The organism is Cellvibrio sp. 25HG11W-0 (genome assembly GCF_057815475.1).
Genome location: NZ_CM174230.1, coordinates 1,520,550 through 1,541,726, shown reverse-complemented (window position 1 = coordinate 1,541,726; position 21,177 = coordinate 1,520,550). Strand labels below are relative to the sequence as shown.

At 47.2% G+C, this 21,177-nt stretch carries 20 protein-coding genes; 7 read left to right on the top strand and 13 right to left on the bottom strand.

The genetic code is table 11. The features are described 5' to 3' along the window. Positions 1-71: 71 nt before the first annotated feature. From AC0KUT_RS06395 to AC0KUT_RS06385, 3 genes are read left to right on the top strand one after another with little or no spacing between them, the layout of a single operon-like run. The gene (locus AC0KUT_RS06395; RefSeq protein WP_488834447.1) at positions 72-794 is read left to right on the top strand and encodes a glycosyltransferase family 2 protein; all 723 of its coding nucleotides are present in this window, start codon (positions 72-74) and stop codon (positions 792-794) included. After that, positions 791-1,180 (top strand): DUF2304 domain-containing protein, encoded by a 390-nt coding sequence (locus AC0KUT_RS06390; RefSeq protein WP_488834445.1) that lies wholly within the window; start codon positions 791-793, stop codon positions 1,178-1,180. The genes AC0KUT_RS06395 and AC0KUT_RS06390 overlap by 4 nt, the downstream gene beginning before the upstream one ends. Continuing rightward, positions 1,180-3,111 carry a hypothetical protein gene (locus tag AC0KUT_RS06385; RefSeq protein ID WP_488834444.1) on the top strand — a complete coding sequence of 644 codons (1,932 nt, stop codon included), beginning with the start codon at positions 1,180-1,182 and terminating at the stop codon, positions 3,109-3,111. Before AC0KUT_RS06390 ends, AC0KUT_RS06385 begins: the two co-directional genes overlap by 1 nt. A gap of 108 nt (positions 3,112-3,219) precedes the next feature. Here AC0KUT_RS06385 and AC0KUT_RS06380 read toward each other — a convergent pair whose 3' ends face one another. The 3 genes from AC0KUT_RS06380 to AC0KUT_RS06370 form a co-directional block, all read right to left on the bottom strand. Continuing rightward, positions 3,220-4,575 carry an MATE family efflux transporter gene (locus tag AC0KUT_RS06380; RefSeq protein WP_488834443.1) on the bottom strand — a complete coding sequence of 452 codons (1,356 nt, stop codon included), beginning with the start codon at positions 4,573-4,575 and terminating at the stop codon, positions 3,220-3,222. 127 nt (positions 4,576-4,702) lie between these two features. Beyond that, a complete protein-coding gene (locus AC0KUT_RS06375; protein WP_488834441.1) occupies positions 4,703-7,201 on the bottom strand; it encodes an ABC transporter permease in 2,499 nt (832 codons plus the stop codon). After that, positions 7,198-7,902, bottom strand: coding sequence for an ABC transporter ATP-binding protein (locus AC0KUT_RS06370; protein WP_488835658.1), 705 nt, complete (start codon positions 7,900-7,902; stop codon positions 7,198-7,200). The genes AC0KUT_RS06375 and AC0KUT_RS06370 overlap by 4 nt, the downstream gene beginning before the upstream one ends. A 73-nt stretch (positions 7,903-7,975) precedes the next feature. Between AC0KUT_RS06370 and AC0KUT_RS06365 the strand changes: the two genes are divergently transcribed. Continuing rightward, positions 7,976-8,596 carry an arylesterase gene (locus AC0KUT_RS06365; protein WP_488834439.1) on the top strand — a complete coding sequence of 207 codons (621 nt, stop codon included), beginning with the start codon at positions 7,976-7,978 and terminating at the stop codon, positions 8,594-8,596. A 150-nt stretch (positions 8,597-8,746) separates the two neighbouring features. Here the strand turns inward: AC0KUT_RS06365 and nhaR are convergent, their stop codons facing one another. Beyond that, on the bottom strand, positions 8,747-9,643 hold the full coding sequence (gene nhaR / locus AC0KUT_RS06360) for a transcriptional activator NhaR (RefSeq protein WP_488834438.1): 897 nt from the start codon (positions 9,641-9,643) through the stop codon (positions 8,747-8,749). A 168-nt stretch (positions 9,644-9,811) separates the two neighbouring features. Between nhaR and htpX the strand changes: the two genes are divergently transcribed. The 3 genes from htpX to AC0KUT_RS06345 are packed head-to-tail and all read left to right on the top strand — an operon-like array spanning position 9,812 to position 12,214. Beyond that, positions 9,812-10,699: a protease HtpX gene (gene htpX, locus AC0KUT_RS06355; RefSeq protein ID WP_488834436.1), complete on the top strand. Its 888-nt coding sequence runs from the start codon at positions 9,812-9,814 to the stop codon at positions 10,697-10,699. 27 nt (positions 10,700-10,726) lie between these two features. Further along, entirely contained in the window at positions 10,727-11,062 is a 336-nt protein-coding gene (locus tag AC0KUT_RS06350; protein WP_488834434.1) for a TFIIB-type zinc ribbon-containing protein, read from the top strand. Positions 11,063-11,113: 51 nt separating this feature from the next. Then, on the top strand, positions 11,114-12,214 hold the full coding sequence (locus AC0KUT_RS06345) for a calcium/sodium antiporter (protein WP_488834432.1): 1,101 nt from the start codon (positions 11,114-11,116) through the stop codon (positions 12,212-12,214). A gap of 137 nt (positions 12,215-12,351) precedes the next feature. On the opposite strand, the gene recJ is transcribed toward AC0KUT_RS06345, so the two are convergent. From recJ to rpsP, 9 genes are all read right to left on the bottom strand, one after another. After that, positions 12,352-14,103, bottom strand: a complete 1,752-nt coding sequence (recJ, locus tag AC0KUT_RS06340) for a single-stranded-DNA-specific exonuclease RecJ (RefSeq protein WP_488834431.1) — start codon at positions 14,101-14,103, stop codon at positions 12,352-12,354. Positions 14,104-14,213: 110 nt separating this feature from the next. Further along, positions 14,214-15,611: a threonine synthase gene (gene thrC, locus AC0KUT_RS06335; RefSeq protein ID WP_488834430.1), complete on the bottom strand. Its 1,398-nt coding sequence runs from the start codon at positions 15,609-15,611 to the stop codon at positions 14,214-14,216. 56 nt (positions 15,612-15,667) lie between these two features. Then, complete coding sequence (locus AC0KUT_RS06330) at positions 15,668-16,972, bottom strand: homoserine dehydrogenase (protein WP_488834428.1); 1,305 nt, start codon at positions 16,970-16,972, stop codon at positions 15,668-15,670. A gap of 207 nt (positions 16,973-17,179) precedes the next feature. Further along, positions 17,180-17,989, bottom strand: a complete 810-nt coding sequence (locus tag AC0KUT_RS06325; RefSeq protein ID WP_488834426.1) for a DsbC family protein — start codon at positions 17,987-17,989, stop codon at positions 17,180-17,182. 50 nt (positions 17,990-18,039) lie between these two features. Continuing rightward, positions 18,040-18,951, bottom strand: coding sequence for a site-specific tyrosine recombinase XerD (xerD, locus tag AC0KUT_RS06320; RefSeq protein WP_488834424.1), 912 nt, complete (start codon positions 18,949-18,951; stop codon positions 18,040-18,042). Positions 18,952-19,084: 133 nt separating this feature from the next. Further along, positions 19,085-19,441, bottom strand: coding sequence for a 50S ribosomal protein L19 (gene rplS, locus AC0KUT_RS06315; RefSeq protein WP_488835656.1), 357 nt, complete (start codon positions 19,439-19,441; stop codon positions 19,085-19,087). A 26-nt stretch (positions 19,442-19,467) separates the two neighbouring features. Further along, positions 19,468-20,241 carry a tRNA (guanosine(37)-N1)-methyltransferase TrmD gene (gene trmD, locus AC0KUT_RS06310; RefSeq protein WP_488834422.1) on the bottom strand — a complete coding sequence of 258 codons (774 nt, stop codon included), beginning with the start codon at positions 20,239-20,241 and terminating at the stop codon, positions 19,468-19,470. A 49-nt stretch (positions 20,242-20,290) separates the two neighbouring features. Further along, a complete protein-coding gene (gene rimM, locus AC0KUT_RS06305; protein ID WP_488834420.1) occupies positions 20,291-20,830 on the bottom strand; it encodes a ribosome maturation factor RimM in 540 nt (179 codons plus the stop codon). Between the two features lie 32 nt (positions 20,831-20,862). After that, positions 20,863-21,111 carry a 30S ribosomal protein S16 gene (rpsP, locus tag AC0KUT_RS06300; RefSeq protein WP_488834418.1) on the bottom strand — a complete coding sequence of 83 codons (249 nt, stop codon included), beginning with the start codon at positions 21,109-21,111 and terminating at the stop codon, positions 20,863-20,865. Positions 21,112-21,177: the final 66 nt, after the last annotated feature.

The window sequence follows — 21,177 nt, the reverse complement described above, 5'->3', positions numbered from 1 at the left end:
TAACAATAAAGAAAAGCTGGATCCGTCCAGTTAGGGACCATCATCAATACCGCTTACATTAGGAGTAAATCATGCCTAAAAAAGTTCTCATCATTGTTCCCGCCTACAACGAAGAAAAAAATATTACCAAAGTGATACTTTCGCTCAAGCAGGAAAGCACCCAATTCGAATGCTTAGTGGTGAATGATGGCTCTAAAGACAATACACAGCAAGAAGCCGAATCCAGTGGACTGGCAACGGTTATTCAACTACCCGCTAATTTGGGCATTGGCGGCGCGGTACAAACTGGTTTTAAATATGCCCTTTATCAAAACTTTGACTATGCGATTCAATTTGATGGCGACGGCCAGCACATAGCCGCCGAAATACCCAAGTTACTTGCCCCTCTAAAAGAAGGTTTGGCCGATGTCTGCATTGGCTCGCGCTTTATTGAAAAAACCCAGGGATTTCAATCGACTTTTATGCGTCGCTTTGGAATTAAAATATTCGAAATCTTAAACGGGATTTTAATTCGTCAAAAAATCGCTGACAGCACTTCTGGCTTTCGCGCTTACAACAAAGATGCCATCGCTTTTTTGGCTGACAACTACCCCACTGACTACCCCGAGCCAGAGACAATTATTCTACTCGGTAAGAATGGCTTCAAAATAGTCGAAGTCTCCACCGAAATGCTTGAGCGCCAAGGCGGAGAATCGTCCATTTCTGGGCTTAAGTCTGCCTACTATATGATTAAAGTTATTTTAGCCATGTTAATAACCGCGCAGCGCGTACAAATTCGCAGGAAATCATCATGACAGACTTTTTCAACTGGGTCGCGGATAACAGAATTCAAGTGTTCTCCACTGTAGGCAGCCTACTGTTGGTGGCATTTATTTATAGGCTCATCAAGCATAAAAAACTGAAAGAAGAGTATTCATTGCTCTGGCTTGCATTCGGTATTATTTTTATTCTACTATCAATTTTTAGGCCATTATTAGAGGTTTTTGCCGAGGCTGTAGGTATTGCTTATGCGCCAGCAGCGCTCTTATTGGTACTAACACTTTCCACTTTTTTTATTCTGATTCAGTTTTCCACCGTCATCTCCAAACTATCTGAAAACAATAAAAACCTCATTCAAGAGGTGGGCATACTCAAATCTGAATTAAAAAAAATAAAACATCGTATGGAAGAAAAATCATAATGCGCAACTTAATAACATCGAAATATTTTTACCTCATCATCGCCATGGTCGCAACGCTATGCTTTTCCCAAAAAGCGATACAGCCCGACTTTTCCGACTTCACTATTACAACCCCATCGGGTCAAACCAGTCCAACAGAGTTCCCTTTTTTTAAAGCCTCCGCCGAGAGCGGTGTCTATAGACTGCACGGTTTTGTAGATATGGGAAAATACGCCAGCAGCAATATGCGCATTATTCCCGACGATGAAATCCTCAGCTTGATCATCAACCATCAAACGGTTGATTTGAGTATGATTCCCTACGAGGCGCGACGCGACTACTCCAAAGGCTTTACCTACGATTTAGCAGCCTATCTTAAACCTGGGAAAAATGAACTTGAACTGCTCTACTCTGATGGCGGCGGCCTTATGGGCATTATCATTAGCGCCGAAGGCAGTGAGAACTTCTATACATTCTTCTACGCATTACTGATAGCAATTACACTTTTAATAAGTACATTGATCATCAAACCCCTTAAATTACGCGTTGCCATCAAGGTATTATTTATAGGCGCATTGTTTATTCGCCTTGCCTACTTTATGGCAACACCACCCGACTTGCGCGACCATGACATGGGGGATCACATTGGCTATACCGAATACCTCACCACTCACTGGTTACCACCACCAATTGACTATGCTACGGGCGGTGCTTTTTTTCACCCGCCACTTTATTACTATACTGGCGCGATTGTGTATACCTTCACACAATGGATAGAACCTTACAACAAGGTCGCCATTTACCGCGTACAGCAATTATTAAGCTTGGCGTATGGCATGGGGTTTGTATTCTTTGGGCTACTAATACTGAATGAACTGCTCGAACGCTATAAACCAAAAATGACTGAAAATGAAGATGAAGATGAAGATGAAGATGAAGATGAAGATGACAGTCAATTAGATTCTTCTAGCGCGCCAGAAAAAAAATCCTATTTATCGCTGAGCTACTGGTGCGCGCAATATAAGCAGGATCAATTATTTTGGACTATAGGTGCCCTGTTCGCCTTCTGGCCCGTGGCCGTAGTTCACTCAGTGCGCATAGGCAATGACCCTATGCTCTACTGCTTCTTCGCGGCAAGTTTGTTTTATATCATCCGCTGGTATCACTCAGATAAAAAACGCGATCTACTTATTGCGAGTATTCTAGGTGCCATCGCCATTGTCACTAAGGCCAATGGCGAAATTTTAGTAGCGGTACTGGGGGTTATAGGCCTCTATAAAATGATTAAAACCCAGCAATGGCTCGACTACTGCAAACTCGCTATTGCCCCCTGTTTAATAATGTTTATCGCAGTGGGCATAACCATAACACCAGGTTTGATTTTGAACTTAGAAGGCAAGCGCGACAAACTCTATATTGATAATCTTGATGGTATTTCTACCGCCAACTTAGTCGGCAACACTGCATCTAACTATCTTTGGTTTGATGCAAAAATATTTATCACCGAACCCTATGCTGACCCCTATGACGACCGTATGGGGCGTCAGTTTTTTTGGAATTACTTAGCAAAAACGGGTTTGATTGGTGAATTCAAATACCCCAAAGCAATCTCTACCAATTTAGCTGTTATCCTTAGTTTTATCGCCCTGCTCATGATGCTCTATACACTTGTGGGTATATTTCATTTGCGAAAAATAGATTTCAAACGCTCGGCGCCCATTCTGCTTTCAGGATTTTTCCTGTGGGCGGGAGTGACTTATATGCGCATGACGTTTCCAGCAAATATAGATTTCCGCTACATTGTGCCCATACTTATCACCATATGTGCGCTCTATGCTATGAGTATTATTAATTTCCAACGCATAGGCGCCACACGCCTAGCTAACCTAGGCTTGAGCTTGGCGACGATGTTCACACTTAGTGGTATTTTATTTGTGTTAGCACTTCTGTAACAGTTAGAACTCAACGTAGATTGAAATTTAAGTAAGAAACAGAAGCAACTTAAAAAACTCACCAAAAAAAGAATAAAAAAAGAGCTGACTCTAGGGTCAGCTCTTTTTTTATGACGCCAAAGAAACAACACCTGAAGTCATCCACTTGGCTTGCCGCCAACGCCAATATTTTACTAAAGCACGTAAACACTCATCACACAGCGCCGCAATCAATAAACCGTATAACCCCCAGCTCATATAGATCGCCAAAAAATACGCCAACGGAACTGAAAACAACCAAATAACACTAATGCTTGATAAAGACGTAAAAGTTGCATCCCCACTACAGCGCAACACACCGCCCACTAAAATATTCGTAGTGCGCCAAGGCTCCGCTAAAAAACTCAGAAAAAATGCCCAAAACCCAAGCGCAATAACAGCTGGGTCGCCACTATAAATCGCCAAAATTGATCGATTAAAAACAAGCCAAATTAGCGCCATAAGGCTGGTACCTAACAAGGCTATTTTTAAACTCTGCAACAACTGCGCTTTGATGACATCAAACTCGCCACGCCCTAATCGCTGGGCCACAATAGTTTCTGTTGCCATGGTAATAGCACTAGAAATCATCAAACAAAAGAGAAAGGTATTGAACGCATAAATTTTAACCTTTAATGCCAACTCACTAACCTCAGCAGCAATAAAGTTTAAGGTGATCATATAGGCTTGGAATGACATAGGTTCGAGTATAGAAGGCAATGCAATCATGAGCACCGGCGCCATTAATACACGAAAATTTTTCCAACCCGCGCTAAGTGGAATAAATATTTTTAAATATCCATGCACCACCACAATTACAAACAACAAACTTACCCCTGCAGCCGCAACACTGGCCAGTGCAACACCCCAAACACCACTAGGCGGAATCCCCAAAAAGCCATACACAGCAACATAATTCCCACAGAGATTAACAACAAATAAAATCACATTACTAAAGCTATTCCACTTAGGCTCACCATAAATGTTTAACAGGGTTTGATACGCAACCCGTGCCCCCCAAAACAACATCATCCACCCTATAGTTTCCAAGTAAACATGGGCATTCTGTTCAACTTCCATACTCAAGGTCATCGCCGAAGCAACCCATGGGCCACCATAACTCAATGCAATACATGCCATTATTCCAAGTAAGACAACAAAAACACTATAGGCAGCAATAGTGGCATTGCCGCGCTCGTAATCCTCCGCACCTATACGCTGGTTCGCAATGCTAGCCCCCGCAAAAGCGCTCACCACTAAAAACGCGTTGGCGAGAAAAACTAAAGGCGTTACTGCCCCAACAGCGGCAGCGGCAGCATCGGAAATACGGCTAAGAAAATACATGTCGACCAGAGGAATACTGTAAGCAACCGCTTGATCTGCAAACATAGGGGCACTCATGCCCCACAGCCCCTTGTCTAACACACGACTTTTGGCCAGCGCCATGAATCTATACACCTGAAAAATAAAGAGAATGAAAAATCTAAAAGAAATGAGCTGGCACTAAAACCGAAGCTAAAAAAAGCAGCTAACACAATAGCTAAAAGGTGCGCGGCATCCTTGCCCGCGGAACTTAAATTGACTCGCGCAATACCACTGCTGGCGGCGTGGTAACAACCTGACGACAGCTCACATAGCCAAGCAGTGCTATAAATAGAGCGCCGCTCAAAGGCGCCACTAACCAGTAAATATAATGAGGCTGAATTGGTGTACCCAATACAAATCGCTGTAAACTAAAAAGCAAAATTTCTGTGCCTATTATAGCGATCAAGCCCGCAAGAAATCCAAGCACCGCAAATTCCGTAGCAATGCTACCCACCAGTAACCGTCGACTACTTCCCAGCGCGCGCAACAGACCGGCCTCCTGTTTTCGGCTTTGTATACTAGCCAAAACAGCAGCCAAGAGCACTAAGCAGCCGCCAATTAAAGTCAGCCACAATACCAGTAAAACTCCATCACTCACCTGATTAATAATAGTGCGAATTTGCTCAATAATGCGATCTAGCTCTATAACAAGAACACTGGGGTGTGCACGCAGAAGTTGATTGATCAAGGTTTTTTGCTCTGGCGGCAAAAAAATACTGGTGATAAACGTTGGCGAATAGGCCTCTAGGCTTCCTGGTTCAAAAATAAAAAAGAAATTGGGTCGCATACTGCGCCAATCTAAACTGCGCGTGCTCGCCACTTCTGCATTGAGCAATAACCCACCAAAAGAAAAAGTGAGTTTATCACCCAATTTCAATCCAACATCTTTAGCAACCTTTTCCTCTACCGATACACCCGGTAAGTTGGCAGCACTACGCTGCCACCTATCCCACCAATGGCCACTTATAATTTTATTATCCGCAGCCAGCTTATCCGCCCAAGTTGTATTAAGTTCACGCTGCAATGCATTGCTAGCTTGACGCTGTTCTTCTGTCGTTGCTATGCCATTAATTTCAATTAACCTTGCACGCACCATCGGATAAAGCGGCTCCGGTCGGACTTGAGCCTCAGATAACATATTTTGTATCTGCGTGAGTTCTGTAGGTGGAATATTTACCAAGAAATGATTGGGGGCATCGCTAGGCACTTGTAAGCGCCACTCTTCAATGAGAGAACTGCGCACTATAGTCATGGTAAAGAGCAGCATTATGGCAATAGCAAATACCATAATTTGAACCAAACTTTGCCCGCGCCGACGCTGTAAATTCGCAAATGCCAAACGCCAAATGCCCCCTAAGCGCAAGGCTAATTGCTTGCTCACACTCAGAAGTGCAAATGCAGCGACGAAACTGACTGCAATCACGGCAATTAAGGCACCACTAATGCTTAAGGCTAACTGGACGTCACGGCTAAACAGCATCACTAACCCTAGCACTGCAAACAAAGCTAAAGCACCTTGCTGCCACAACTGCACAGCATCGACGTTCATTTCTCGCCGTAAGATCTTAAGCGGTGATACCCTAGGTAATTGCCAAATAGCAGGCAAAGCAAAAAACATTAAACAAATTAATCCACTAGAAAAGCTCAACCCATAGGGATAAACGCTCGCAAGGCCTAGACGTAGTTGATAGGTTTTTTGAATACTGTAAGCCACCAATTGCTGTAAAATTTCACCCAGTAACAAACCTAACAACGAAGCGATGACACCTAACAATACTAATTGACCAATATAAAGTGCACGAATTTTCACTGATCCAGCGCCTAAACTTTTCATCAAGGCAACTTGATCTGTATGGCGCTGCGAAAACTGACGTGCGGCTATTGAAATGGCAACGCCTGCAAGCAGCACTGCTATTACGGCCGCTAACACTAAGAATTGTTTGGCGGTTTTCAAGGTGCGCCCAATACGCTCTTGAGAACTATTTATATCCACCAGCTTTTGATGCGGGCTGAGCTTAGGCTTTAACCACTCGACAAATTTTTCCAATGTGCGCGCATCATCTGCTGCTAGTAACCATTGGTAATCAATGCGGCTGCCAGGTTGCACTACTTCCGTTAAGGGCAAGTCCTCCAAGTTCATCAACACCCGCGCGCCCATTACGCTAAAAGGGCTGGCACCATCGGGCTCGCGAATAAGCACTTGGGTGGCCTTCAATTCGTATTCACCTACAAATAATTTATCACCTAAGTTTATTTGCAGTAGCGGCAATAAACGCGAATCTACCCAGACCTCTCCGCGTGCGGGAATAGCTTGCACATGTTCAATTTTTTGCGGGTCAAGTGTAAAGGGGACCTGACTAATTTCAAACTCGCCGCGCAAAGGATAAGCCTTCCCTACCGCCTTAACCGATGCCAAATGCATTTCATCGCCCGCAAATACCATAGAAGAAAAAAGTGCTGCTTGACTGGTGTTAATATTTTGCTGCTCAGCTGCAAGTGCCCAAGTTGCATCCTGTGGTTGGTTACCGCGCACGACTATATCCGCGCCGAGCACGCTATTACTTTCACTGACTAGCGTGCGCTCCAAGCGATCGGTGAACACGGCTATACCGGTCAATACAGCAACAGCCAACACCAACGACAAGCTTAATAATTTCAATTCGCCACTGCGCCAATTACGCAGTAATAATTGCGCTGCTAACCTCATGATTCCGCCACCAACGTATGTGCGATTGATAATTCAGATTCTGGGACGACCAAAGCACCCGCAGCCAACTCTAGCCTGCGCTCGCAGAGTTGAGCCAAGCGATCTTCATGGGTAATTAAAATTAAGGTCGCACCCTGCTCGCGATTTAGCTCAAACAACAGCTCTATGATGCGAGCACCTGTAGTGCTATCAAGATTGCCCGTTGGCTCATCGGCAAATAATACTTGCGGTTCACTCGCAAAAGCGCGCGCTATAGCCACGCGCTGTTGTTCACCACCAGATAATTGCGGAGGATAATGTCCACAGCGCTCTGCTAAGCCCACGCGCGCTAAAAAAGCCTGCGCTTTTGCGCGCGCCGCTTTATCACCATGCAGTTCTAAGGGCAGCATAACGTTCTCTAACGCCGTTAAGCCCGGCAACAACTGGAAGGATTGAAAAATAAAACCTACATTATCAGCGCGCACTTGAGCACGCCCATCCTCATCGAGCGCAGTGATATTGATTCCATTGAGCAATACCTCACCACTGCTCGGCACATCTAAACCAGCCAATATACCCAATAGCGTCGATTTACCTGAACCAGAAGCCCCCGTTATTGCAACGGACTCACCGCGCGCAATCGCCAGCGATATAGGCTGTAAAATAATTAATTCGCCCTCCTGCGTTAATACACGTTTGGTTAAGGCATTGGCTTGTACCATAGCAACTGCAGACATATTTAAGTAACCTAGTAAGTAATTCACTTCATTCTATTGGCATAGGAATTTTATCACCATGCGCCAGCTACAAATTTACCTGTTTTTACTCCTGACAATTGTCAGCAATCTGACGAATGCGACAGAATCCAAACGTATTCTAGTGTTGGGAGATAGCCTCAGTGCGGGCTACGGCATAGATATAGAGCAGGGATGGGTAAAATTACTCGAACAAGAATTAACGCAAAACTATGCCATTGCGATCACTAATGCGAGCGTGAGCGGTGAAACCAGTTCCGGTGGCTTAGCGCGGCTACCAGCACTACTAGCACAACACCAGCCTCACATTGTCATTTTAGAGCTGGGCGGCAACGATGGCTTGCGCGGTCAGCCTCTTAAGTTACTACAAAAAAATTTACAGGCCATGATCGCACTCTGCCAAGCAAAAAATGCCAAGATCATCTTGGCCGGCATGCAAATTCCACCTAATTACGGCGCGCGCTACGCCACTCAATTTAAAACAACCTACTCACAATTGGCCGAGAAAAATGCGCTTTTGTTAATTCCATTTTTACTGGAAGGTGTCGCAGGAAAAGGCGAGTTAATTCAAGCCGATGGAATACATCCCAAAGCTGAAGCACAACCTATCATTATGGAAAATGTGGCGCCTATATTAATAAAAGCGCTATCGACAAAATAGAACACTTCCTTTTCTGACGTCGAGAATAACCAAACAATTACAGCTTAAGTCAATAGATATGCTTTAGGCGAATTCGGATAATAAGAATACTGTAAACACTAGCCGTGAGCACAAGTTTCACTATTAGTGTTTACTTAATCGCCCGTAATTTTACAACATCAACAATGAATGCTTCGCTGCATCACTCACAGCAACTACCGCAGGGTGGGTTAAACGCCGTTCAATTGATATGGCAAAGTATTTAATGGTTAACTCCTCAATTACACCCAAGCTTTGTACTTGATATTGCCGCTCCATCTCTTGCGCAATGACCGCAGGTACAGGAAATATTCCGCCCCCAATTTGGCCAAAGGCTTTCATTAACGCTGCATCATCAAATTCACCCACAATGTGCGGATGGATCTGCTGTTGATCCAACCAATGCTCTAAAGGTCCACGCAGTGCTGCGCCTTCACCGGGCAGTAAAAAAGGTGCGCCCGTTAAACTCTTAATATTTTTTAAACTATAACGTGCCGCTATATCAGGGCGCGCCATCAATACGACAGCGCTGCCACCGAGCAAATGACTAAACCCTTTCACGCCCAGCTCTGTTGGCAAGGGCCGGTCGGCTAAGACCAAATCTAATTTATGAATCGCCAACTCTGCAAATAATCGCTCCAACTTATCCTCATGGCAGATCAGCCGCACAGGCTCGGCCAACGCCATCACCGGCGCCAATAACCGGCAGGCAATAGATTTGGGAATTACATCAGCGATACCCACGTTAAAAGGTAAGTCTTTGTATTTAGAGGGATAACGCAGCAACGCTTCAAGCTGCGCACCCACTTGAAATATCTCCTCCGCATGAACTGCAGCGGCCTTACCCGCAGACGTTAGCTCCAAGCGCCGCCCACGCCGCCGAAATAGTTCTACCCCCAAGGACTTTTCCAACTCACTCAGTTGGCCGCTGATGGTTTGCGGGGTGATATGCAGCTGCTCGGCGGTGCGCGCAATACTGCCCGCCTTGGCTACTTTCCAAAAATAAAAGAGTTGTTTGTAGTTGAGCATGGCGCAGCGACCCTAAGCCTTAGATAAATCGGCTCAGACTAGCAGTTTTTTCCGATGAAAACACAAAGAATAATCGACTTTTATTGCTGCAATACCAAGCCTAGAATCGCACCACTGAGCCTTGATGTAATCGCTCGCACTCAATAACACCTACCACCAGAGGTTTACATGAAACGCATCTTTCTTTTTCTAGCCACTAACTTCGCCATAGTCCTCGTGCTGTCGCTGAGCATGCGCCTACTTGGGGTTGAACCCTACTTGAATGCTCAGGGGTTAAATCTGAGCGCACTGCTGATATTTGCTGCAGTCATGGGTTTTGGCGGTTCGTTTATCTCCTTGGCTATTTCTAAGTGGATGGCCAAAAGATCCGTAGGCGCGCAGGTTATTACCACGCCGAGCAATAACACCGAGCAGTGGCTGCTGCAAACTATCGAGCGCCAAGCTAAGGCCGCCGGCATAAAAATACCCGAAGTAGCCATTTGGCAGTCTCCCGAGGTTAACGCCTTCGCCACCGGTATGAATAAAAATAACGCGCTGGTAGCGGTATCTACCGGTTTGCTGGAGCAGATGACCCAGCAGGAAGCCGAGGCAGTGCTCGGCCATGAAATCGCCCATATCGCCCATATCGCCAATGGCGACATGGTGACCCTGGCGCTTATTCAGGGTGTGGTGAATACCTTCGTGCTGTTTTTATCGCGCGTGATTGGCTACTTGGTCGATAAGATTATTTTTAAAACCGAAAATGGGCAGGGCCCCGCGTTTTGGGTGACCACCATTATTGCCGACATAGTGTTAGGCATTTTGGCATCTACCATTGTGATGTGGTTTTCACGTCAACGTGAATTCCGCGCCGACATTGGCGGCGCACAATTATCCACCCGCCAGAACATGATTGCCGCACTGGAGCGCCTAGCCACACTGCACCCGCAACCGCTACCCGATAAATTAACCGCCTTTGGCATTAGCGCGGGTGGCGCATCTGGCATTAAACGTTTATTTATGACCCACCCGCCTTTAGCCGAGCGCATTGCCGCACTGAAAGCACAATCGCTTTAATCCTATTTTCCTACAGAGGTTTTTGCTATGAAATGTCCAACCTGTAAAGATGTAAGCCTGACAATTTCTGAGCGCCAAGGTATTGAGATAGATTATTGCGGCGAGTGCCGCGGCATTTGGCTGGATCGCGGCGAGCTAGATAAATTAATTGAGCGCTCGCAGCAATTTGACGCCTCCACTGCCGCCCCAGTACTCCAAGCTCAACCACAGGCGGCACAGTATCGCAGCGAGCCCAGCCGCTATGATCAGCATCGTCATGAACAAAACCGCCACGATCAAAATCGCAGCCACCAAAGTCACCCGCAGGATCAATATCGCCAAAACAAACCACGTAAATCATTTTTAGCGGAGCTATTTGATTAACTGCTATTGTTAACCACCTAAATAATTTTTAGTTTCTTTATTGGACTCATTATGTCGTTTACCACCCTAGCTCTTCTTATACTCGGTTTAGTACTGCTGGTTGCCGGTGCCGAACTCTTAGTGCGCGGCGCGGCACGTTTAGCGCTGCGCTTTGGCATATCACCCTTGATAATCGGCCTTACGGTGGTTGCCTTTGGTACCAGTGCGCCTGAACTTGCCGTAAGTGTGCAGGCAGGCTTAGCGGGGCAAAGCGATATTGCCGTAGGTAATATTGTGGGCAGCAATATTTTTAACGTGCTGGTAGTACTTGGGCTTGCGGCTTTAATCACACCGCTAATTATTTCGCAGCAATTAATACGCATCGACATACCCCTCACACTGGGCATATCGGTCTTGTTTTTATTGATGGCTTACGATGGCAGCATAGGTATATTTGACGGCTTACTGCTTACCGCTGGCATCATCGCCTACACGGTATTTGCGATACAACAAAGCCGCAGCGAGAGCGCCACCATTGAAGCTGAATACGAACAGGAATTTGGCGGCAACAACAATTCACTTATGACAAAACTGCCCATCCAAATTGCATTAATTGTTGCAGGCCTTACACTCTTAGTATTGGGGGCACACTGGTTGGTAGAAAGTGCCGTGAGCATTGCGCGCACCCTAGGCGTAAGCGAAGTTGTGATTGGTTTAACCATTATTGCCGCAGGTACATCGCTACCTGAACTCGCCACCTCCATAGTGGCGGCGCTGCGTGGCGAACGCGATATAGCCGTAGGCAATGTGATAGGCAGCTGCCTGTTTAATTTATTGTCCATTGCCGGCATTGCCGCGCTAGTAACCCCCGGCGGCCTAGACGTTAGCCCCAGCCTCATCACCTTTGATATACCCGTAATGATCGGCGTAGTACTCGCCTGCGTCACCCTCGCCGCCACCGGCCATGTCATCACCCGCTGGCAGGGCGCACTGCTGTTCAGCTACTACCTCGCCTATATTCTCTACTTGGTATTAGACGCAACCCAAAGCCCGCTACTGGGTAGCTACAGCACTATAATGCTAAGCGTTGCAATGCCGCTCACGCTTATCGCCTTAACGTTATTGTTGGTGCGTTATAGGGCGGGGAATGTGGAAGTTAAGCAAGGGGAGTAGAAAAGATTAAGCCATTACCGGTACAAGCAATCGCCTGTTCCGGTAGTGACTTAAGTTGGGCTTCGTATTACTTGCTAGTTCTTTTTACGTTCATCTTCCCATCGTCTTCTATAAAACCAAGTTTGCTCGCTCAGATATCAATCTGACAACTCAATAAAATCCACCAACAACTGCAAGCTGCTTTTTCCTCTAAATTCATTCACATCCATTTTATAAGCTAGGCGAACTTTTTTGGCGTTGGCGTTGGGCCATAGTTTTGGGTCTATGTTGAAGGCGATGGCGTCTACGAGTTGTTGGCCTTGGGCATCTAGCGCGAGGATCATTTTTAAGTGTTTTTCGCCAACTAACTTTTGTTGGATCAGAAAAAATTCACCGTCAAATACTGGCTCGGGGAAGTGTTGACCCCAGGGGCCGGCGGTGCGCAATTGGGTGGCGAGTTCGATGGAGAATTCTGTTTCACTTAATTCACCGTCGCTCACCACTATGGCCGCTAAATTTTCTTGGGTTAATTGACGGCGCACTTCGGCGTCAAAGGCGAGAGAAAAGGCCGCAAAATCTGCGCGCGCTAAACTCATGCCCGCCGCCATGGCGTGACCGCCAAATTTTTGTAGCAGTTCTGGATGGCGTGCGGCAATTGCATCTAAGGCATCGCGAATATGAAAGCCGGGAATAGAGCGCGCAGAACCTTTTATTTGCTCATCACCCGAAGTTGAATCGGCACCCGCATCGGCAAACACGATACAAGGGCGGTGATATTTATCTTTAATGCGCGAGGCGAGAATGCCTATAACCCCCTGATGCCAGGTTTCATCGAATAAACACACACCCCAGGGCAGCGAGTTTTCATCGGCGGCGAGTACTTTTTGCAGCATGCCCATTGCCTCTTGCTGCATGCCGGTTTCTATAGCTTTGCGGTCGCGGTTTAGCTCATCCATTTGCTGCGCCATTTCGCGCGCAAGATTTTCGCTGTCGCACATTAGGCATTGAATACCGAGCGACATATCGTCCAAGCGGCCTGCTGCATTTAACCGCGGCCCCAAGGCAAAACCTAAATCGCTGGCGACTAGTTTGTCGGCGGGGCGCCCGGATATTTCTAGCAGCGCGCGAATACCCGGGCGCGCAGCGCCGGCGCGCATACGCGCTAAACCCTGCGCAACCAATATGCGGTTGTTGTAATCCAACGGCACTACATCGGCCACCGTACCCAGCGCCACTAAATCCAAATAGCTCGCCATATTTGGCTCGGCGATTCCGCTTTCGGCAAACCAACCCATTTCGCGCAGCTCCCCACGCAACGCATTCATCACATAAAAAATAACGCCAACACCCGCAAGATTTTTACTGGGAAATTCGCAGCCGGGTTGATTGGGGTTGACGATTGCATCGGCACTGGGCAAGTGCGCACCGGGCAAATGGTGATCGGTAACCACCACCGCTATGCCTAAGTCCTGCGCGGCGGCAACACCCTCAAGACTTGAGATACCGTTATCCACTGTGATAATAATATCCGGCTGTTGCGCCGCGGCGACTGCAACAATTTCTGGTGTTAAACCATAGCCGTACTCAAAGCGATTGGGCACTAAAAAATCGACACTGGGTAAACCCATAGCGCGCAGTGCCAAAACCGCGAGCGCGCTACTAGTGGCACCATCCGCATCAAAGTCGCCCACTACAATTACTTTGGCTTGCGCCACTACTGCATCGGCTAAAAGACTAACCGCTTCGGGTAATCCTTTAAAGTTTGGCTTTAACAGCTGCGCTAAACCATATTGCAATTCAGTGGCACTGCGCACACCGCGCGCGCTATAAATTCGCTGCAATAGTGGGTGCAGACTAGGGTCAAAATTTTCGTGAGTTTCAGTGGCGCGGCGGCGAATTACTTTTTGCATAATATTGGGGCTTCACTTTATTCAATTGCTTATTTATAAGAGTAAGGACAGTAAAAAAAACGCCGCATTAGCAGGACCAATGCGGCGTTTTTTACAGCGAGTTTAGCAATTTATTTACGCACATTGGCCGCAACAAATTCCTGCACCTTGGTCATGTCCTGTGGTAACACAGTGAAGCGCTCTTCGCGTTCAAACAAGTCCAGCATATGGTGCGGTAGCGCTGGGTCTTCGCTTTGCCCCGCTTTGCGCACTGCTTCTGGGAATTTAGCAGGGTGCGCCGTGGCCAGACACACCATAGGAATGTCGTGGCGGCGACGAGTTTTGCGCGCGGCTTCAACGCCAATGGCGGTGTGTGGGTCGAGCAGGTATTCAGTGCGATCAAATACGTCGCGAATTACGTCAATGGTGACTTCATCGCTTACGCCGTAGCTAGTGAACAATTCGCGCGCGCGGCTCAGTGCCGATTCTTTTAAGGTCATGCTGCCGGATTTAAAGTCTTCCATTAGTTGACGAATCGCATTGCCATCGCGGTCGTACAAATCAAACAACATACGCTCGAAGTTGCTCGACACCATTATGTCCATGCTGGGCGATAGGGTGTGTTGCAGTTCGTGCTTGCTATGATCATTGCCGCTGATGCAGCGGTGCAGAATATCGTTGCAGTTAGTAGCGATAACTAACTGGTCGATAGGCAAGCCCATTTGCTTGGCAAGGTAGCCCGCAAAAATATCGCCAAAGTTGCCAGTAGGCACCGAGAAAGCAATTGGGCGATGGGGTGCACCCAAGGCCAAACCGGCGTAAAAATAATAGACGATTTGCGCCATGATGCGCGCCCAGTTGATGGAGTTTACCGCCACCAATTGACGCCCTTCAGGCAAAAAGGATTGATCGCCAAAGCTGGCTTTCACCATGTTTTGGCAGTCATCGAAGTTACCTTCAAGCGCGATGTTAAATACGTTGGGCGCCAGTACCGTGGTCATTTGACGACGCTGTACATTGGACACGCGATTGTTGGGGTGCATGATGAAGATATCGATATTATCGCAGCGACGACAGCCTTCAATAGCGGCCGAACCGGTATCACCAGAGGTTGCGCCCATGACCACCACTTTTTGATTGCGCTTTTTCAACAGGTGATCGAGCAAGTGACCAAGCAACTGCAATGCGAAATCTTTAAACGCGAGTGTTGGGCCTTGGAACAACTCCAGAATCCACTCGTTGTGCGCCGTTTGCACCAGCGGCGCTATGCCGTCGTGACGGAAAGTGGCGTAGGCATCGGCAATGATTTTTTTAAATTCTGCATCGCTAATGGCACCAGCCACAAACGGCTGCATAACATTAAACGCCAAATCTTGGTACGAAAGGCCGGCCCAAGAGGCGATTTGCTCTTGGGTAAATTTGGGCAGGGTTTCTGGCACATAGAGGCCGCCATCAGGTGCAAGACCTGTCAATACAACTTCTTCAAAACTGAGCGCGGGCGCTTGGCCGCGGGTGCTGATGTATTTCACGATATCAACCTTTAATTCAATAATGTCTGCGAAAAACTTAGTTCAAGTTGTAGCTATTAGTTCAGCATTTCCATGCGAATACGCATAACAGGTGAGCTAATGGAGTCCAAGGCTTCAATTTTACTAATTGCTGCCGCCAGCTTTTTCTCTTGAACAATATTGGTCAGTAAAATAAGCGGTACGGTGTTCTCGCCCTCTTTGGCTTCTTTCTGAATCATGGCCTCGATACTAATACCTGAATCACTCAATATGGTCGCGATTTTGGAGAGTACGCCCGGCTTGTCTTCAGCAGACATACGCAGGTAATTGGCTGTTTCCACTTCATCAATCGGCAATATGTGCTGCTCAGTGACGAAGTCTGCACCAAAGCCCAAGTAAGGTACTCTATGTTCTGGCGAGGCGGTCAAAGTACGCGCCACATCCACTATATCACCCACGATAGAAGAACCTGTTGGCTCAGCGCCAGCACCAGCGCCGTAATAAAGTGTTGGACCTACAGCATCGCCTTTGACCACAACCGCATTCATAACACCGTCAACATTGGCTATTAAACGCTTTGCTGGAATCAGGGTTGGATGCACACGCAATTCAATGCCTGCAGCGACACGGCGAGCAATACCTAAGTTTTTAATGCGATAGCCCAACTCTTCAGCGTAAACCACATCTTCCGGCAAAATTTTGGTAATGCCTTCAGTAAATACACGATCAATTTCTAAAGGGATACCAAAAGCCAAGGACGCCAAAATAACTAGTTTATGCGCTGCATCTATGCCTTCAACATCAAAAGTAGGATCAGCTTCGGCATAACCTAAAGCCTGGGCTTCTTTTAAGACATCCTCAAACGAGCGACCCTTGTCACGCATTTCTGTGAGAATGTAGTTGCCAGTACCATTAATAATGCCCGCCAGCCATTCAATTTTGTTCGCAGCCAAGCCTTCACGAATAGCTTTAATGATGGGAATACCACCCGCGACCGCCGCCTCAAAGGCAACGGTTACCCCCTTAGCCTTAGCGGCAGCAAAGATTTCGTTGCCGTAGTGAGCAATGAGCGCCTTGTTGGCCGTAATCACATGTTTACCATTGGCAATAGCGGTTAACACCAAGTCTTTAGCTATAGTGGTGCCGCCAATCACTTCAACCAATACATCTACATCGGGGTTATTCGCCACGTCAAAAATATCGCGAGTTACCGCATACTGCGAAGTGTCGCAATTAGGGTTGTCGCGGCGCGCCGCAATTTGCACAATCTGAATATTACAACCGGCACGGGCATCAATTAGGCCTTTATTGCGCGTGAGAATATTTACTGTACCGCTGCCTACGGTTCCTAGACCGCAGATACCTATTCTTACCGGATTCAAGATGATGTCCTCATTAAACGGGGCTATAAAAAGAGCAATTAAATAAGTTGCGCAAGTGGCCGATTTTTCATCGCCCACATAAAAAGACGGCCACCATACTCATGGTGGCCGTGGGTGTCAATCGCGTTTGCGGCTATGACTTTTTTTCGCTGTGATTTAGCTGGGCAAGTAGTATTTAGCAGCTAATTGCCTTCCTTAAAACACCTATTATATACCGAGGCTACGCGCCAACTCTTCTGGCGGCAAATATCCTGGCATCAGCTTACCATCAGGCATGAACAGTGCCGGCGTGCCATTTACGCCAACTTGCGCCCCCATTTGGAACTGTGCAGCAACTGGGTTATCGCAGCTTGCACTGGGAATAGGCTGATCATTTTTAACATTGGTAAGCGCCGCCTGCTTATCTTTAGCGCACCATGCAGAAATCAACTTGTCAGCCGACGAGCTAGGAATGCCGGCACGCGGGTAAGCCAAATAGCGGATTTCTATGCCCAGATCGTTGTAACCAGGCTTTTCTTGGCCATTCTCTTGGTATGCATGCATTTCACTGTGCAACTTACGGCAATAACCACAATCCGCATCAGTAAATACATAGACAACCGCCTTAGTTTTACCTTTTGGTTTGAATGCAATTGACTGCTTAGGGTCTATGCTGGAGTAGATTTTTTTACGTTCTTCAACAACGAAAGGATCCTCTAAGCGCGCAAAGCCACCCTCTTGAATACCAAATATTTCGCCAGCGATAAACTTATCACCCTCAGGCGTTACATAGAGGATAGGACCTCCAGCAACTTGCACTTGATACAAACCCTCAATCATCGAAGGACGCGGTTGGCCAAAGTTGATTTCAGGGCGTGACTTGTGCAGTTTTTCCAAAATCGTCTCTTCAACTGACTTACGCTTTAGCAGGCTGCCCGCCTCACTATCGACCGCATTGGCAGCTAGGCTGTATACCGCAGAAAAGGAAACACCCGTTAAAGCAGCTATAAGTCCACATTTTTTTAACATTCTTATCATGAGTTTATTCTCTTAATGTGTTTGAATTTTAATTCCCATAAGGGCCTATCTTACCCTCTCGGGTGATGCTCGGCATGCTGTTTTTTCATTCGCAGCCGCGCCACATGGGTATAGATTTGTGTTGTAGATAAATCGCTATGGCCCAATAACAACTGAACCACCCTTAAATCTGCACCGTGATTTAACAGATGTGTTGCGAAGGCGTGACGCAGCGTATGCGGCGAAAGCGACTTTTGAATGCCTGCAACCTCGGCCCAATGCTTGATCCTATGCCAAAAGGTCTGGCGTGTCATGGGTTGGGCGCGCAAACTGGGAAACACTACCTCTTCTGGTCTATTATTAAGCAAAATTGGCCGCGCTTCGCGCAAATAGCGCGCCAACCAAGCAGCGGCTTCCTCTCCCATTGGCACCAAGCGCTCTTTGCTACCCTTGCCCATAACTCGCACAACATTTTGGCGTAAATTAACTTGCGCCATGGTTAAATCTACGAGCTCGCTTACACGCAATCCGCAAGCGTAAAGCACCTCCAGCATAGTTCTGTCGCGTAAACCTAGAGGGTCTGAGAGATCCGGAGCAGCGAGCAGGCTTTCGACATCAGCTTCACTCAAAGAGTTCGGTAAAGAGCGTGCTAATTTTGGATTTTCAATCAGAGCCAATGGATTTTCAAACAAAATACCTTCGCGCAACTGATAGCGATAAAAACCACGAGCGCAAGAGAGAAAGCGCGCTGCTGAGCGACTGGAAAGCTTTTGCTGGTGTCGCAGATCCAAGTACTCCTGCACCTCTGCTGAATCTGCATGTAGCAAATCCCGCCCCCTCGCATTCAGCCAACTAGAAAAATGCTGCAAATCGCGCCCATAGGACTCGAGCGTGTTGCGACTCAGGCCTTTCTCCATCCAAATATTGTCCAGATATTGGGCTATAGTCGCATCATAATCACTTGCCTGCGCCACCTTCTTCATAAGCTATTACACACCCACCCAAGCTAACGATACAGACACTTTACGTTTTTATGCGCAAAAGCCCAATAAAAAAGCCAGAACAGTTACCTGTTCTGGCTTTTTAGCGCTGGGCTGATAGATCAACCGCTGCGACTTATACCAACTTTTCTTTAATACGAGCAGCCTTACCAGTAAGGTCGCGCAGGTAGTAAAGCTTAGCTTGACGAACATCACCGCGACGCTTCAGGGCAATGCTTTCAATTTGGCGGCTGTGCGTCTGGAACGTACGCTCAACACCTACACCGTGAGAAATTTTACGCACAGTGAATGCAGAGTTGATACCGCGATTGCGAATAGCAATAACGATGCCTTCAAAAGCCTGCGAACGAACACGCTCACCTTCTTTTACGATTACTTGTACTACAACAGTATCACCTGGTGAAAACTCAGGGATATTAGTTTTCAGTTGCTCGTTGTCCAACGCCTGAATAATTTTGTTAGTCATTGATATGCTCCTAGGAGTCTATAGCTTCACAGCTAGAGTTTGTCGTTATCAAGGTCCCGACGATATTCCGTCAACAGCCGCTGCTGTTCCTCGGTTAAATTTATTGCGTGCAATAAATCTGGCCTTTTCAGCCAAGTTCGCCCTAGCGCTTGTTTCAAGCGCCAGCGCCGAATATGTTCATGGTTGCCAGACATAAGTACATCTGGAACCCTCATGCCATCAAGCTCTTCCGGCCGAGTGTAATGCGGGCAATCAAGCAGGCCCGCCGTAAATGAATCTTGCTCTGCAGATTGAGCATGCCCCAAGGCTCCAGGAATCAAGCGCGTTACCGCGTCAATCAGCACCATTGCCGGCAATTCTCCACCACTTAAAACATAGTCACCAATTGACCACTCCTCATCAATCACGGTGTCTAGCAAGCGCTCGTCGATCCCTTCATAGCGCCCTGCAATCAAAATCATATTAGGATAAGCCGCCAAAGCGCTCACCCCTTGCTGATTTAGCGTTCTACCCTGAGGTGAAAGATAGATCACCTTTGCCGCCTCGCCTGCCCACACTTTTGCGGCAGCTATGGCATCGCGTAAGGGCTGCACCATCATCACCATACCGGGGCCACCGCCGAAAGGGCGATCATCCACCGTCGAGTGACGATCATGGGCAAAATCCCGCGGCGTCCACGTTTTCAGTTCCACCAAGCCCTGCTTTAGCGCCCGACTGGTAATACCGAAATTGGCAATAGCACCAAACATGTCGGGGAAAATCGAGATAACCGCAACTTTAAGCGGTGATCCTACTGACTGTGGCATATCGCTCACCACACTCCCCCAAAGGTTAGGATACTAAAAGTAATTAGGTTTAAAATTCCGGATCCCAATCGACATCAATCTCACCAGCCACTAAATTAACTGACAAAACAAATTGTTCGGGAACATAGGGAACCAAACGCTCTTTATCATCGATACTCGCTGCATCTGCAGCCACTACCAAGACATCATTTGCGCCTGTCTCAAACAGCTTCGCCACTACACCCAAACGCTGACGTTGACCGCCAAATTGTGTGTAGACCGCAAGCCCCTCAAGCTGACTCCAGTAGTATTCCCCAGAATCCAATTCAGGCATTAATCTCCGCTCTACAGCAATATCAGTAGCGGTATATTCAGCGGCTAAATCGCGATCATCGACACCCACAATGTGCCCAACAAATGCGTCACCATGTGGCCGAACCTCATCAATTTCCACTTTTTTGACACCATGCTTGGTCTTTAACCACCAAGGATGATACTCAAACAGGTTTTCCTGAGGTTCGGTATAGGAATGGATTTTCACCCAGCCTTTAATGCCAAAAACAGCAGTAATACGCCCGACATTGATTAAATCTAATGAGTTTTCAGACATCCGGCGCCTTTACTTGCAAACTAAAGCAGCAATTATGCTGCTTTTTGGCTTTCTTTAACTAATTGAGCAACGCGATCACTCATTTGAGCACCCAAGCCCAACCAGTGTTGCAAACGCTCAGCATTGATGCGCAATGCCTCTTCTTGACCGCGAGCTACTGGGTTGAAAAAACCAACGCGTTCAATGAAACGGCCATTACGGGCGCTGCGGCTGTTAGTTACGGTCAAGTGATAAAATGGACGAGCTTTTGAGCCGCCACGAGACAGACGAATAGTTACCATTGAGGTCTTCTTCCTGTGTTTACATTGTAGAGAGCAGCAACTGCTCTCGGTTAAAAATCGTTACTC

Bases quoted from the DNA above. Each gene is read 5' to 3' on its own strand.
- AC0KUT_RS06395 (WP_488834447.1), top strand. From the start codon at position 72: ATGCCTAAAAAAGTTCTCATCATTGTTCCCGCCTACAACGAAGAAAAA.
- AC0KUT_RS06350 (WP_488834434.1), top strand. From the start codon at position 10,727: ATGAAATGTCCAACCTGTAAAGATGTAAGCCTGACAATTTCTGAGCGC.
- AC0KUT_RS06370 (WP_488835658.1), bottom strand. From the start codon at position 7,902: ATGGTACAAGCCAATGCCTTAACCAAACGTGTATTAACGCAGGAGGGC.
- AC0KUT_RS06390 (WP_488834445.1), top strand. From the start codon at position 791: ATGACAGACTTTTTCAACTGGGTCGCGGATAACAGAATTCAAGTGTTC.
- trmD (WP_488834422.1), bottom strand. From the start codon at position 20,241: ATGCCACAGTCAGTAGGATCACCGCTTAAAGTTGCGGTTATCTCGATT.
- recJ (WP_488834431.1), bottom strand. From the start codon at position 14,103: ATGCAAAAAGTAATTCGCCGCCGCGCCACTGAAACTCACGAAAATTTT.
- AC0KUT_RS06325 (WP_488834426.1), bottom strand. From the start codon at position 17,989: ATGATAAGAATGTTAAAAAAATGTGGACTTATAGCTGCTTTAACGGGT.
- htpX (WP_488834436.1), top strand. From the start codon at position 9,812: ATGAAACGCATCTTTCTTTTTCTAGCCACTAACTTCGCCATAGTCCTC.
- AC0KUT_RS06375 (WP_488834441.1), bottom strand. From the start codon at position 7,201: ATGAGGTTAGCAGCGCAATTATTACTGCGTAATTGGCGCAGTGGCGAA.
- AC0KUT_RS06385 (WP_488834444.1), top strand. From the start codon at position 1,180: ATGCGCAACTTAATAACATCGAAATATTTTTACCTCATCATCGCCATG.
- nhaR (WP_488834438.1), bottom strand. From the start codon at position 9,643: ATGCTCAACTACAAACAACTCTTTTATTTTTGGAAAGTAGCCAAGGCG.
- AC0KUT_RS06365 (WP_488834439.1), top strand. From the start codon at position 7,976: ATGCGCCAGCTACAAATTTACCTGTTTTTACTCCTGACAATTGTCAGC.
- AC0KUT_RS06345 (WP_488834432.1), top strand. From the start codon at position 11,114: ATGTCGTTTACCACCCTAGCTCTTCTTATACTCGGTTTAGTACTGCTG.
- rimM (WP_488834420.1), bottom strand. From the start codon at position 20,830: ATGTCTGAAAACTCATTAGATTTAATCAATGTCGGGCGTATTACTGCT.
- xerD (WP_488834424.1), bottom strand. From the start codon at position 18,951: ATGAAGAAGGTGGCGCAGGCAAGTGATTATGATGCGACTATAGCCCAA.
- AC0KUT_RS06380 (WP_488834443.1), bottom strand. From the start codon at position 4,575: ATGGCGCTGGCCAAAAGTCGTGTGTTAGACAAGGGGCTGTGGGGCATG.
- rpsP (WP_488834418.1), bottom strand. From the start codon at position 21,111: ATGGTAACTATTCGTCTGTCTCGTGGCGGCTCAAAAGCTCGTCCATTT.